12 protein-coding genes and 1 pseudogene are annotated in these 13,199 nt (G+C 69.7%); 7 read left to right on the plus strand and 6 right to left on the minus strand.

The window, feature by feature from the left end:
• Nucleotides 1-58 precede the first annotated feature (58 nt).
• The gene (locus AB0J91_RS19410) at nt 59-256 is read left to right on the plus strand and encodes a hypothetical protein (protein ID WP_132673685.1); all 198 of its coding nucleotides are present in this window, start codon (nt 59-61) and stop codon (nt 254-256) included.
• Here AB0J91_RS19410 and AB0J91_RS19415 read toward each other — a convergent pair.
• Nucleotides 211-638, minus strand: a pseudogene (locus AB0J91_RS19415) (hypothetical protein); the annotation flags it as partial. The gene AB0J91_RS19410 and the pseudogene AB0J91_RS19415 sit on opposite strands and share 46 nt — an antisense overlap.
• Nucleotides 639-800: 162 nt before the next feature.
• Between AB0J91_RS19415 and AB0J91_RS19420 the strand changes: the two are divergent.
• Complete coding sequence (locus AB0J91_RS19420) at nt 801-1,895, plus strand: histidine kinase (RefSeq protein WP_363870616.1); 1,095 nt, start codon at nt 801-803, stop codon at nt 1,893-1,895.
• Complete coding sequence (locus tag AB0J91_RS19425; RefSeq protein ID WP_363794270.1) at nt 1,892-2,545, plus strand: response regulator transcription factor; 654 nt, start codon at nt 1,892-1,894, stop codon at nt 2,543-2,545. Before AB0J91_RS19420 ends, AB0J91_RS19425 begins: the two co-directional genes overlap by 4 nt.
• 1 nt (nt 2,546) lies before the next feature.
• On the opposite strand, the gene AB0J91_RS19430 is transcribed toward AB0J91_RS19425, so the two are convergent.
• Nucleotides 2,547-3,974 carry a serine/threonine-protein kinase gene (locus tag AB0J91_RS19430; RefSeq protein WP_363870619.1) on the minus strand — a complete coding sequence of 476 codons (1,428 nt, stop codon included), beginning with the start codon at nt 3,972-3,974 and terminating at the stop codon, nt 2,547-2,549.
• A gap of 216 nt (nt 3,975-4,190) precedes the next feature.
• Between AB0J91_RS19430 and AB0J91_RS19435 the strand changes: the two genes are divergently transcribed.
• Entirely contained in the window at nt 4,191-5,387 is a 1,197-nt protein-coding gene (locus AB0J91_RS19435) for a cytochrome P450 (protein ID WP_363870622.1), read from the plus strand.
• A 213-nt stretch (nt 5,388-5,600) separates the two neighbouring features.
• On the opposite strand, the gene AB0J91_RS19440 is transcribed toward AB0J91_RS19435, so the two are convergent.
• Both AB0J91_RS19440 and AB0J91_RS19445 read right to left on the minus strand, forming a co-directional pair.
• The gene (locus AB0J91_RS19440; protein WP_363870625.1) at nt 5,601-6,200 is read right to left on the minus strand and encodes a cadmium resistance transporter; all 600 of its coding nucleotides are present in this window, start codon (nt 6,198-6,200) and stop codon (nt 5,601-5,603) included.
• 132 nt (nt 6,201-6,332) lie between these two features.
• Nucleotides 6,333-7,778: a glycoside hydrolase family 30 beta sandwich domain-containing protein gene (locus AB0J91_RS19445; protein WP_363870628.1), complete on the minus strand. Its 1,446-nt coding sequence runs from the start codon at nt 7,776-7,778 to the stop codon at nt 6,333-6,335.
• A gap of 338 nt (nt 7,779-8,116) precedes the next feature.
• Between AB0J91_RS19445 and AB0J91_RS19450 the strand changes: the two genes are divergently transcribed.
• Nucleotides 8,117-9,946, plus strand: coding sequence for a glycoside hydrolase family 3 N-terminal domain-containing protein (locus AB0J91_RS19450; RefSeq protein WP_363870631.1), 1,830 nt, complete (start codon nt 8,117-8,119; stop codon nt 9,944-9,946).
• A gap of 131 nt (nt 9,947-10,077) precedes the next feature.
• On the opposite strand, the gene AB0J91_RS19455 is transcribed toward AB0J91_RS19450, so the two are convergent.
• On the minus strand, nt 10,078-10,359 hold the full coding sequence (locus AB0J91_RS19455) for a hypothetical protein (RefSeq protein ID WP_363794284.1): 282 nt from the start codon (nt 10,357-10,359) through the stop codon (nt 10,078-10,080).
• Nucleotides 10,360-10,482: 123 nt separating this feature from the next.
• On the opposite strand from AB0J91_RS19455, the gene AB0J91_RS19460 reads away from it, so the two are divergent.
• On the plus strand, nt 10,483-11,484 hold the full coding sequence (locus AB0J91_RS19460; protein ID WP_363870634.1) for an aldo/keto reductase family protein: 1,002 nt from the start codon (nt 10,483-10,485) through the stop codon (nt 11,482-11,484).
• A 76-nt stretch (nt 11,485-11,560) separates the two neighbouring features.
• Nucleotides 11,561-12,283: a haloacid dehalogenase type II gene (locus AB0J91_RS19465; protein WP_363870637.1), complete on the plus strand. Its 723-nt coding sequence runs from the start codon at nt 11,561-11,563 to the stop codon at nt 12,281-12,283.
• Nucleotides 12,284-12,304: 21 nt separating this feature from the next.
• On the opposite strand, the gene AB0J91_RS19470 is transcribed toward AB0J91_RS19465, so the two are convergent.
• Nucleotides 12,305-13,180, minus strand: a complete 876-nt coding sequence (locus AB0J91_RS19470; protein WP_363870640.1) for a LysR substrate-binding domain-containing protein — start codon at nt 13,178-13,180, stop codon at nt 12,305-12,307.
• Nucleotides 13,181-13,199 lie beyond the last annotated feature (19 nt).

Consider the following 13,199-nt stretch of genomic DNA (forward strand, 5'->3'; position numbering starts at 1 on the left):
ACGTGTGCACGCCGTAGATCGAATCGACGAATCGGACGTTCGGCCGCACCATCGTGATATGGAGCGAATTCCCAGGCAGCAGGACACCAGCAACCTCCCCACGGTGCTGGCCGAGTACGGGCACCTCGCCGCGCAACTGCCCGGTGCCTCGACGCAGCAGGCCGAGCGGTTGCGCGCCCGGCTGGCCGAGCTGGACGAGCAGATCGACGACTACGTCGCCCGCCTGACCGAATACCACTCCATTGTGGACAGTTGACGGACTCGGCCTTCCCGGCGCCGAGCACCTGAGACTTCGCGCAACGTCCCGTCCTGCCCTGCCTCCAACGCTCCGGTGATCAGCCCGACGACCTGACTCATGTCGCGGGTGCGCGACGAGACGACGCCGACGCACCTGCCGAGCCGGTGCACGCGGATTCGATCGGCGATGTCGAACACGTGCGGCATGTCGTGGCTGATCAGCACGACCGGCAGATCTCTCGCGCGGATCCTGCCGATGAGTTCGAGGACCTTGCCCGCCTCGGCCACGCCCAGCGCTGCGGTGGGCTCGTCCACGATGACGGCCTTGCTCCCGAACGCCGCGCGGGCGCGCCTTGACGCTGCCCGGCGGAGAGCGTCTCCACCGGCTGGATGATCGACTTGTCCCTCGCTCCTGGCCGTTCCTCCTGGCGCCATCCGGGATTGAATTCATTCGACACTGAAGTTATCGATGACGCTGACCGTTGAGTACGTCCGAGGACGTAGCCGGTGTGTCGGCACTGGGAGGACGCCGGAGCGCGGGCCGGTCGGTGAGACTGGTCGGCATGAGTGTGTTGCGCCCTCGCTTCGGCGATGTGGTTCTGGCGCTGCTGGTGACCGCGGTCGGAGTCGTCGGGACCATCGCCGCCCACCGGTGGGCGGGGCACGGGATGCGCGGCCTGAACGGGATCGCCATCGCGTTCGTCGTGGTCGCAGGGCTGACCTTGGCGTGGCGACGCCGCATGCCGCTGGTGGTGCTCGGGGTCGTGGCCGTCGCGGTGTCCGGTTACCTCGTCGCCGGGTTCCGGTACGGGCCGATCCTGCTGGCGCTGCTTGTCGCGGTGTACTCGACCGCGCGTCACAGGCCACCCCGCACCGCGGGCATCGCCGCCGGCATCGCTCTTCTGCTGCTGTGGGCGCACACCTTCCTCACCGGCCCCGGGTGGGCGGGCATCCTCCCGGCGTCGGCGTGGGTGCTGGTGCCCTTCGCCGCGGGCCTGGTGGCGCGCACCCAGTCGGAGGCCGTGGCCCGGCAGCGGTCCGAGGCGCTGCGGCGGCGGGTCGACGACGAGCGGCTGCGCATCGCCCAGGAGGTGCACGACGTGGTCGGCCACGGGCTGGCTGCGATCAAGATGCAGGCCGACGTGGCGTTGCACGTGCTGCCGAAGAAGCCCGACCAGGCCGAGATCGCCCTCAACGCGATCAGCCGCACCAGCAGCGACGCCCTCGACGAACTCCGAGCGACGCTGGCCGTCGTCCGCGCCGGAACCGGGCACGGCCCCGAACCCGGTCTGAGCCGCGCGCCCGACCTGGTCAACCGCACCCGCGAGGCCGGGGTGGAGGTCTCCCTGCGCGTGCGCGGCGAGATGCCGGAGCTGCCGAAGGCGGTCGACCTCACCGGATACCGGATACTGCAGGAGTCCCTGACCAACGTGCTGCGCCACAGCCGGGAGCAGCGCGCGGAGGTCACCGTCGACTACTCGCCGGAGGAGGTCCGCATCGAGGTCACCAACCCCTCCCCCGCGACCACCGGCGGCGACGGCCTCGGCATCCCGGGGATGCGGCGCCGCGTGGAGGCGCTCGGGGGCGAGTTCAGCGCCGGGTCCTCCGGCGGCCGATTCCGGGTGCACGCCCGGCTGCCGATCGGAGCGCAGCGGTGATCACCGTGCTCATCGTCGACGACCAGGACCTGGTGCGCATCGGGTTGCGGACGCTCATCGAGTCCGAGGACGACCTCGACTGCGCCGGTGAAGCCGCCGACGGGCTCGACGCGGTCCGCAAGGTGCGCGAGCACCACCCCGACGTGGTGCTCATGGACATCCGGATGTCCGGTGTGGACGGTCTGGAGGCGACGCGGCGGATCACGGCGGACGCGGATCTGGCCGGTACCAAGGTGATCGTGCTGACCACGTTCGAGATCGACGAGTACGTCTTCAGCGCGCTGCGCGCCGGTGCCAGCGGATTCCTGCTCAAGGACACCACTCCGGTGGACCTGCTGCGCGCGATCCGCCTGGTCGCGGGCGGGGAGGCGCTGCTCGCGCCGTCGGCGACGCGGAAGCTGGTGCGCGAGTTCGTCCACCTGGCGCCGCGCACCCGCGATCCGCACCCGCAGCTGCACACGCTCACCGACCGCGAGCGCGAGGTCCTGGCCCTGGTGGCGGAGGGCCTGAGCAACGAGGAGATCGCCGGAAGACTGGTGGTCAGCCCGGCCACGGCGCGCACGCACGTCAGCCGCGCGATGGTCAAGCTCGGTGCGCGCGACCGCGCCCAGCTGGTGGTGTTCGCCTACCAGTCCGGCGTCGTCGACTGACTCACTTGCTGACCGGCGCGAACTCCGACCAGGGCGTGTCGGCGAGCTTCTTGTTCGCGTCCCACAGCTCGACCATCACCCGCACCGAACCCTCGGGCCTGAGCTGGAGCTTGCACTCGACGTACTCGCCCTCGCTGCTGGTGTCCCGGCACTCGGCGGTGTGGTGGTAGTCGGTCTCCGAGCGGATCTTGACCCAGTACCCGTCCTTGTAGGTGTCCTTGATCCCGATGTGGTCGCGGTCGGCGTTGAAGCACCCGTTGCCGCGCGCCTTGCCCTCGTAGGTGATGGTCTTGCACGTCTTCGGCACGTACGGCGGCCGCGAGGTCGTCGGCTTCGCGGTGGTGCTGGGCGGCGCGGGCGCCTCCGAGGGCGGCGCAACGGTCGGCGAGCTGGTGGGCACGAGCGAGGCGCTCGTCGCGGGCAGGCTCGTCGGCGCCGCGGGCGATGTGGGGGGCACGATCGGCGTCGCCTGGCCGTCGGTGGGTTCGGGTTGCAGCGTCATGACCGCCGCGGCGACGCCGGCCACCGCGGCGACCGCGCCGATGCCGGCGAGGGCGATCGGCCACCGCGACTTGCGCCGCTCGGGCTCGGCTCCGGCGGCCCCGAGCGGGGCGGTGCTGCGCAGCGCCCGCCGGGCCGCTGCGGCGAGCTCACCGGCGGTGGCGTAGCGGTCGGCGGCGTTCTTGGCCATGCCGGTGGCCACCACGCGGTCGAACTCCGGCGGCACGCCGGCCACCTCAGCCGAGGGCTTCGGGGGCTCGCGGTTGAGGTGGGCGTAGATCAGCGCTTCGGTGCTGGTCACGCCGTAGGGCTTGGCTCCGGTGAGGCACTGGAAGAGAACGCAGGCCAGCGAGTACACGTCCACGCGGTGGTCGGACGGGGCGTCGCCGAAGCGCTCCGGCGCCATGTAGGCCAGCGTGCCCATGGTGACGCTGCCGGAGGTGCGGCTCGTGGCGTCCTGGATGGAGGCCGCGATGCCGAAGTCCACGAGGTAGGCGAAGCCGCCCGCGCCGAGCAGCACGTTGGAGGGCTTGACGTCCCGGTGCACCACGCGCGCGGCGTGCGCGGCGTCGAGCGCCTGCGCGACTTGCTCGATCACGTGCACCACGTCCTGCGGGTGCATCGGGCCGTGGGCGTTGAGCCGCGCGCCGAGGTCTTCGCCCTCGACCAGGCGCATGTCCAAGTAGAGGCGGCCGTCGATCTCGCCGTAGCCGTGGATCGGGATGACGTGGGGTTCGTTGAGGCGGCCGGCGGCGTGCGCCTCGCGCTTGAAGCGCTCGCGGAACTCCTGGTCAGCCGCCAGGTGCGGGGCGAGCAGCTTGAGCGCGACGATGCGGTCGTGGCGGGTGTCGTAGGCGCGCAGGATCTCGCCCATTCCCCCGCGGGCGATGACGCCCTCCACCCGGTACGGGCCGAACTGCGACTGCACGACTGCTGCTCCTCATCCGAAGTTGCGGCCATCCTATTGGGTGACGCACAGCGCTCAGCACGGCCCACTGCCCGATCCGCTGAACGGCCGCTGCGCTCGGTGAAGTTTCCGCTACGAAGCGCCAGACCCGGCTGCGCCGACCATCGCGCGCCTGCTACCAAAGGTGAGGCAAGATCATGTTCCGCCACCGGCTTCGGGAAAGGACCGGTCCCACAGATGTCGACGACCGACGACGGCACGGACGCGCGCAAGATCGATCGCGGGGAGAGCACCGGCGGATGCCCGGTGAGCCGGGATTCCGACGGTGTGTGGCGAGTTCGCGGTCACGCCGCCGCCCGCGCGGCCCTGCGCAGCACCGACACGGTCCAGGCCGGTCTCGGCGTGGAGACCGTGGAGAAGATGCCCGCCAAGATCCGCCGTCCGGTCCTCTACAGGGATGGCCCGGAGCACCGCGAGCACCGCCGCCAGACGGCGAAGTACTTCACTCCCCGCAAGGTCGACGAGTCCTACCGGGGGATCATGGAGCGGGTCAGCGACGAGCAGCTGGCCAAGCTCACCGCGAACGGCACGGCGGTGCTCTCCGAGCTGAGCTTCGAGCTGGCGATCGGCGTGGCGTGCGCGGTGATCGGGCTGACCGAGAGCCGGCCGGGGCTGGCGGGACGCCTGGAGCGGTTCTTCCCGGAGGAGTTCGGCGAGCCGGGTTTCACCAGCCTGCACGGCTTGTACTGGGTGTGGCGGCAGGCGGTGAACTGGGGCGGCATCTACTTCGCCGACGTGCTGCCCGCGGTGCGCGCCCGGCGCAAGGAGCCGCAGGACGACCTCATCTCGCACCTGCTGGCCGACGGTTGCTCGTCGGCGGAGATCCTCGGCGAGTGCATCACGGTCGCGGCGGCGGGCATGGTCACGACCCGCGAGTTCGTGAACCTGGCCGCCTGGCACCTGTTCACCGACGACGCTCTGCGCGAGCGCTACGTCAACGCCGAGGAGTCCGAGCGGCTGGCGATCCTGCACGAGTTCCTGCGGCTGGAGCCGGTGGTCGCGCACCTGCTGCGCCGCACCACGGCTGAGGTGGAGCTGCCCGGCGAAGACGGCCAGACGCACACCGTTCCGGCCGGTGAGGTCATCGACATCGACGTGACCAGCACCAACGCCGATGAGGCCGCGTTCGGCGAGAAGCCGCTGCAGGTGTGCCCGCACCGCGAGCTCACAGACGCGACGGCACCGGGACTGTCGTTCAGCGACGGCCCGCACCGCTGCCCGGGCAACAACATCGCCATCCAGGAGACCGACGTCTTCCTGACCAGGCTGTTCGTCCTGCCCGGCGTCCGCTTGCACACCCCGCCGAAGGTGTCGTTCAACGACGCCATCGGCGGCTACGAACTCCGCGGCATGGTCGTGGCCGTCGGCGAGTGACCGCACCCGACGTGCGCAGTTGCTCGAACACTTCCCCGGGTTCGAGCGCGCTTTCGACTTCAGCAAGTCCGACCGCGCGCTGACCCTGCTCGCTCGGTTCGCACCCCGGCGGCGTTGCGTGAGATCGGCAGCAGCCGCCTCGCGCCTTGCCGACGGGGTTCGCACCGGCCACACCATCGCGGTCAGAGCTCACCTATCCGGCCTCCCCGCGGCTCACAGCCCGAACGCTCCACCTTCGATCAGGATCACCAGGCCAAGGCCGATCAGGACCACGGGCAGCACGATGTGACCCCAGCGCGACAGGGAGCGAGCGATCACGGGCCGGGTTGCGAAGTACCGTCCTGCGGCACACCACACGGCCACCAGCACGAGGAACACGACCGCGAACACGGCCAGTCCGCCCGAGCCGGCGGTGGCGAACACCGGGATGTAGACCCCGATGTTGTCCCCGCCGTTGGCGAACGTCACCGCGGCGACGGCCCACATCGTCGGGCCATCGTCCGCGCTCGGGATCTCTCCGTCGTCCCCGTCATGGCGTTCGCGCCACGCCGACCACCCGGCGCGGATGCCCAGCAGCAGCGGAAGCAACCCGAGGTACGGGAGAGCCACCTCGGGCAGTAGACCGGCGCCGAGCGCACCGACGATCGCCGCGGCCAGAATCGCGCCGAAGCCCAGGTACTGCCCGGCCACGACCCGCACAGCGCCCGCAGGATGACCAGCGGCCTGACCGAAGAACAGCGCCAGGATCACGATGTCATCGATGTTGGTCACCGCGAACATGCCCACGGCCTGCCCGACCAGCGTCAGCTCCACCGCAACCTTCCCGCCCGCATTCATCTGACGCGGCGACCCTACGTGGTCGACGGCAGGCATGACCCGAGCCGGGCGCGAGCTACCGCACCGAACACATGGACCTCGACGGGAAGATGGGGACCCCACCCGATGTCAGGTTCCCTGCCAGGTGAAGGTCGTGACGGCTCCCGCCGGGAGGGTGTGCTCGAAGCTCTGACCGCCGGTGCGGACCTGGAAGGTCTGCTCGGAGTCCGAGGCGTTCAGCGCCAGCAGGGCGGTGGAGCCGTCGGTGTTGCGGAAGGCGACCGACTCGACGCCGTTGGGGTTGCTGGTCGATTCGACGCGCTGCGCACCGGGTTTCACGAACTTCGCGACGTGGCCGAGGACGTAGTACTCCTCGTTGTAGGTGATCTGCCCGTCGTCGGTGTTGACGGTGACCACGCCCCGGCAGTCGGAGCAGCCGCCGTTGGTTGGGCCGTGGTTCTGGTCCAGCGCCACGTTCCACAGCGCGACGCCCTTGGCCCAGTTCCGGGTACCGCCGATGACGAGGTTCTGCGTCTGCCACTTGAGGTTCTGGGCGAAGTCCGGCGACCAGTCACCGCCGGAGCACTCGGTCAACCAGATGCCCTTGTCCGGGTGCGCCTGCTGGAACTCGCTCTGACCGGACGCGTCGCCTTCGTAGCAGTGGAACGCCGCGCCCGCGACGTGCTGACCCGCTTCCGGGTCGTCGGCGACGATGCCCGGGTACTCGGGGTGCGACCAGTTGTGGTCCCACGCGAGCAGCTGGGTCTTCAGGCCGGATTCGGCGAACTTCGGGCCGATCTCGTCGCCGATCGCCGCGGCCTGCTGCTCCGGGGACATGTGCATCGACGGGTACCCGGAGGAACCGTCCCCGGATTCGGGGTGGTAGGGCTCGTTCTGGATGCTCAGGAAGTCCAGCGGCACACCGGCGTCGGAGTACGCCTGGGCGGTCTTGACGAGGTAGTCGGCGAACACGCCGTGGTTCTCGGTCTTGAGCTCACCGCCGTCGACGTTGTCGTTGGTCTTCATCCACGCCGGAGCGCTCCACGGCGTGCCCATCACCTTCAGGTCCGGGTTGATCTGCTTGGCCTGCCGCAGGATCGGCAGGATGTAGGCCTCGTCGTGACCGGTGTTGAAGTCGGAGAGGTCGCAGCAGGTGTCGTCGAAGGTGTAGTCGCCGGACTCGGCGGTGGCGAAGTCGCTGGCGCCCAACGGCTGCCGCACCACGCTCAACCCGATGCCGTCGGCGCCGAAGAGGTCGTTCATCAGCTCGTCGCGCGCGCCCTGGTCGAGGTCGTTGGCGACCAGGGCGGCCGAGGAGTCGGTGAAGGCGGCGCCGAACCCGTCGATGGTCTGGTAGGTCGTGGACGGGTCCACGTCGATGATGGTCTGGGCGCTGCCGCCGGATCCGAACTCCTCGTCCTCCTGGCGTTCGAGGAGCTTGCTCTTGTCGCCGGTGGTCTCCCACACCTGCACGACCGGCGCGGCACCGCCGGGCGCGGCGCCCGCCGCCGTTCCCAGCAGCAGGGTGCCGGCGAGCAGCGCGACGCGCCTGCGCCAGGGTCGGGTTCGCTTCATCGCGAGTTCCTCTCAACCGAGGGACGGGTGAACGACGGGGATTGTTCGCCGAATTCCTCCCGAGCGCACATGGAATTCCCATTTGATCCGGCGTTCCGGCGAACATGGCGCCGACTTTTGGGCCATCGTGTCGAACTTTCGCCAACGATCACGCGATTCGCGTTCCCGGTGCTATGTTCGGCAATCGCGACAAACCCGACCACACCGCGACGTCCCAGGACTGTATCGGTTCGGAGGCATTCGATCCGCGCAGGAATCCGAAATCTTTCGGAATTCGACTCGAAGTCGCGCGAATGCCTTTCAGCACAGTGCTTTCTCAACGCCGAGGAGATGCGTTCATGGCCTTCAGCAGACGGATGCGCGTGGCGGCGATCGGCGCCGCCCTCGCGTGCACGGCGGTGATCACCCCGACGGTGGCCGCTGCCGCTGCCGCTCCGACCTACCGCGACGCGTCCGCGCCGGTTCCCGATCGGGTCGAGGACCTGCTGTCGCGGATGTCGTTGCAGGACAAGATCGGTCAGATGACGCAGGCCGAGCGCGTCGCGGCGGACCCGCAGACCGCGGCCTCGGCGTCGCTGGGCTCGGTGCTCAGCGGCGGCGGGTCGGCGCCCGACCCCAACACCGCCGAGTCCTGGGCGGACATGTACGACGACTACCAGCGCGCGGCGACCGCCACCCCGCTGGGCATCCCGCTGATCTACGGCGTGGACGCCGTGCACGGGCACAACAACGTGCACGGCGCGACGATCTTCCCGCACAACATCGGCCTGGGCGCGGCCGACGACCCGAAGCTGACCGAGGACATCGGGCGCGCGACCGCCGAGGAGATCTCGGGCACCGGCATCGACTGGGACTTCGCCCCGTGCCTGTGCGTGGCCCGCAACGACCGCTGGGGACGCACCTACGAGTCCTTCGGCGAGACCCCGGAGCGGCCCACCGCCCACGCCACGGCCATCAACGGCCTGCAGGGTGAAGCGCTCAACGCCCCCGGATCGGTGCTGGCCACGGCCAAGCACTACATCGGCGACGGCGGCACGACCGGCGGTGACGACCAGGGCAACACCGAGATCGACGAGCAGGAGCTGCGCCGCGTGCACCTGCCGCCGTTCCAGGAGGCCGTCAACCGGGACGTGGGTTCGGTGATGATCTCCTACAGCAGCTGGAACGGCCTGAAGCTGCACGCCCACTCGTACCTGGTCAACGACGTGCTCAAGGGCGAGCTGGGCTTCAAGGGCTTCGTGATCTCCGACTACGACGCGATCGACCAGATCGACGGCCAGCTGGGCTTCACCGCCGAGGAGGTCGCCACCGCGATCAACTCCGGCCTGGACATGATCATGGTGCCCAACGATTGGAAGAAGTTCACCGAGCTGCTGCGCGGCGAGGTGGAGAACGGGCACGTGCCTATGTCGCGCATCGATGATGCCAACCGGCGCATCCTCACCAAGAAGTTCGAGCTCGGCCTGTTCGAGAACCCCTACACCGACAGGCAGTTCACCGGCACGGTCGGCAGCCCGGAGCACCGCGCGCTCGCCCGCGACGCGGTCCGCAAGTCGCAGGTGCTGCTGAAGAACGACGGTGGCCTGCTGCCGCTGCCCAAGGACGGCGGGAAGCTGTTCGTGGCGGGCAAGAACGCCGACGACATCGGCAACCAGTCGGGCGGCTGGACGATCAGCTGGCAGGGCGAGAGCGGCCAGATCACCCCGGGCACCACGATCCTGCAGGGCATCAAGGACGCGGCCAAGGGCTCGCAGGTCACCTACGACCGCCACGGCACGGGCATCGACAACACCTACAGCGCCGCCATCGCGGTCGTCGGCGAAACCCCCTACGCCGAGGGCAAGGGCGACCGCCCGGCCGGCATGGGTCTGGACCAGGAGGACCAGGAGACGCTGAAGAAGCTGGCGGACAGCGGAGTTCCGGTCATCGCGGTCACGGTCTCGGGACGTCCGCTGGACATCAGCCAGGACCTGCCGAACTGGGACGCACTGCTGGCCTCCTGGCTGCCGGGCACCGAAGGCGCGGGCGTGGCCGACGTCCTCTTCGGCGACTACAACCCCACCGGCACCCTGCCGATGACCTGGATGAACTCGGCCGACCAACAACCCATCAACGACGGAGACGGCCAGAAACCCCTGTTCCCCTACGGCTTCGGCCTGCAGTACTGACGTCATCCGGGCGCTCACCCCGGTTCGCGGGGTGAGCGTCCGGTTCGGCTCAGGATCAGGCGCCGGAGCCCTGCCGCACCGCGGACCGGATCGGTCCTGAGCGCAGGACCGGCCGTCGCCGCAGAGCGGCCTCAGCGCACGAAGGAGGTGAAGAGCTGCAGCCAGGCCGCGCGGAGGAGGAGGCGGGTGGGGCTTGCGTTGTCGTCGGCGGTCGGTTGCCGGCGGATGTTGCGCACCTGGAAGTCCTCTTCGAATCCGTCGGGCCGGGCGTCGTCGCACATCGGCCCTGAACTTTCGACGCCTGGCAAGACTCCGTTGTCTCGCCAGGCCACACACCCGGCCGAAGCGCGGCGTGCGCTGGATACCTTGGCGGTTACCTCGCGTTTACGCAAGAGATCATCATCGGCGAACACGCTCAGTTGATCGTAAATGCAGGTCTGACCTGCGAGGATCGAATGAGAGTTAGCCGATCGGGTGGAGCAGCGGCTTATGCTACGAACGGCGGCTTGCGCTTCGAGGCGACCAGGAGGACGCGAATGCACTACCGGCATCTGGGCAGCAGCGGCTTGATCATCAGCGAGCTGGTGTACGGCAACTGGATCACGCACGGCTCCCAGGTCGAGGAGAACGCCGCCGTGGCCTGCGTGCGTGCCGCGCTGAACAACGGCATCACCAGCTTCGACACCGCCGACGTGTACGCGGGCGGACGCGCCGAGGAGGTGCTCGGGCGGGCGTTGCGGTCGGAGCGCCGCGAGGGGCTGGAGATCTTCACGAAGGTCTACCACCCGATGGGCGAGGGCAAGAACGACCGCGGGCTGTCGCGCAAGCACATCATGGAGTCGATCGACAACTCGCTGCGCAGGCTGCAGACCGACTACGTCGACCTCTACCAGGCGCACCGCTACGACCCGGAGACGCCGCTGGAGGAGACGATGGAGGCCTTCGCCGACGTCGTCCGCAGCGGGAAGGCGCACTACATCGGGGTTTCCGAGTGGACCGCCGAGCAGATCCGCGCGGGTCACGCGCTGGCTCGGGAGCTGCGGATCCCGCTGGTGTCCAACCAGCCGCAGTACTCGGCGCTGTGGCGGGTCATCGAGGGCGAGGTCGTCCCTGCGTCTCGCGAGCTGGGGATCGGGCAGATCGTGTTCTCCCCCATCGCCCAGGGCGTGCTGACCGGGAAGTACCGGCCCGGCGCCGAGCCACCGGCGGGTTCGCGCGCCACCGATGAGCGCGGCTCGACGTTCGTGGCCCGCTACCTGCGCGACGAGGTCCTGGAGCGCGTCCAGCAGCTCAAGCCGCTGGCCGAGGAGGCGGGCTTGTCGCCGGCTCAGCTGGCGGTGGCGTGGGTGTTGCAGAACGACAACGTTTCGGCCGCCATCATCGGTGCCTCCCGGCCTGAGCAGGTGTCGGAGAACGCCGTCGCCGCAGGCGTGCGGCTCGACGGGGAGCTGGTGGCGAAGATGAACGACCTCCTCGCTCCGGTCGCGGTCACCGATCCGGGCAAGACCGCCGAAAACGCCCCGAAGTCCCGCAGCTGACCCACCACGTCGCCCTTCCGGGCGTGCCGACGAGCCCGTAACCTGCGAGCGTTGGACACGACCCGGGAGGGCGACGATGCGACCGAAGCACCTGGTGGACGCGGTGCTGTTCGACACCTTCGGCACCGTCGTCGACTGGAGGACCGGGATCTCGCAGGCGGTGGCGGAGTTCTCCGGCGCCGTCGACCCGAACGAGTTCGCGCTGGCGTGGCGCGGCCGCTACCAACCGTCGATGGCGCCGGTTCGCAGCGGCGAGCGGGAATTCGTCGACCTCGACCTCCTGCACCGGGAGAACCTCGACGCCACCGCGGCCGAGCTCGGCCTCCCCCTCGACACCGCCGATCCGTCCGATGTGGACTGGCTCAACCGCGCGTGGCACCGGCTTCCGCCCTGGCCCGACAGCGTCCCCGGACTGACCGAGCTGAAGCGGCACTTCATCATCGGGCCGCTGTCCAACGGCCACACCGCCCTGCTGACCAACATGGCCAAGCACGCGGGACTGCCGTGGGACGTGATCATCGGTTCCGACATCACCCGCGCCTACAAGCCTGACCCGAACGCGTACCTCCGCACCGCCGAACTCCTCCGGCTACCACCGGAACGCGTCATGCTGTGCGCGGCCCACAACACCGACCTGGAGGCCGCGCAGCAGGCAGGGCTCCGCACGGCGTTCATCCCGCGGCCCACCGAGTACGGCCCGAGCCAACGCAAGGACCTCCACGCCACGGGGCCGTGGGACGTCATCGCGCAGGACATCGTCGACCTCTCGGTCCAGCTCCCGCAGCACGTCCCGGGCTGACCTCGCGCGGGCGGACCGGTCTCAGAGCAGGTCGAGGAGGGCGCGCAGGGCCGGGTTGTCGTTGGCGTGGCGCCAGAGGAGGTGGAGTTCGACCGGTTCCGGTTCGGGGAGGTGGATCGGGCGGAAGGACACTCCTTCCAGGCGCAGCCGGGCCGCGGTGGCGGGTACCAGGGCGGAGCCGAGTCCCACCTGCACGAGCGCGAGGGCGGTGTGGATCTGGCTGACGTGCTGGACGTAGGTCGGTTGCACGTCGGCGTTGCCGAAGATCGTGACCAGCAGTTCGTGGAAGTAGCGGGCTTCGGTCGGCGAGTACATCACCATGTCCGCGCCGTGGAACCGCGCCAGGTCCAGGGGTTCCGAGCCCTCGGCCAGCGGATGTTCCTCGGGCAGGGCTGCCAGCAGCGGTTCCGCGCGCAACCGGCGCGACGCCAGCTCCGGCCGCGCGGCGGGGGGCCGTGCCAGGCCAAGATCCAGGGAACCGCCTGAGAGGCGTTCGATCTGGTCGCGGGTGACGAGCTCGTGCAGCACCACGTCCACGTGCGGCAGGTGTTCGCGAACGGTCGCCAGCACCCTGCCGAGCTCGCCGTAGGCCGACGTCGCGGTGAACCCGACGCGGATCATCCCGGCCTGCCCGGCCGTCACCCGCCGCACCGACAGCGCCGCGTTCTCCGCCTCGCTGAGCAACCGCCGGGCGTCCTGCAGGAAGGCCCGTCCGGCCGGGGTCAGCCGCACCGTGCGGCTCGTGCGGTCGAACAGCTGGACCTTCAGCTCCTTCTCCAGCTGCTGGATCTGCCGCGTCAGCGGCGGCTGGGTCATGCGGAGCCGCTGCGCGGCGCGGCCGAAGTGCTGCTCCTCGGCCACCGCGACGAAACCGGCCAGGTGGGTCAGGGTGAACATCGATGCCGCCTCAGTATCG

This window comes from Saccharopolyspora sp. NPDC049357 (genome assembly GCF_040677225.1).
In the GTDB taxonomy this organism is placed as follows: domain Bacteria; phylum Actinomycetota; class Actinomycetes; order Mycobacteriales; family Pseudonocardiaceae; genus Saccharopolyspora.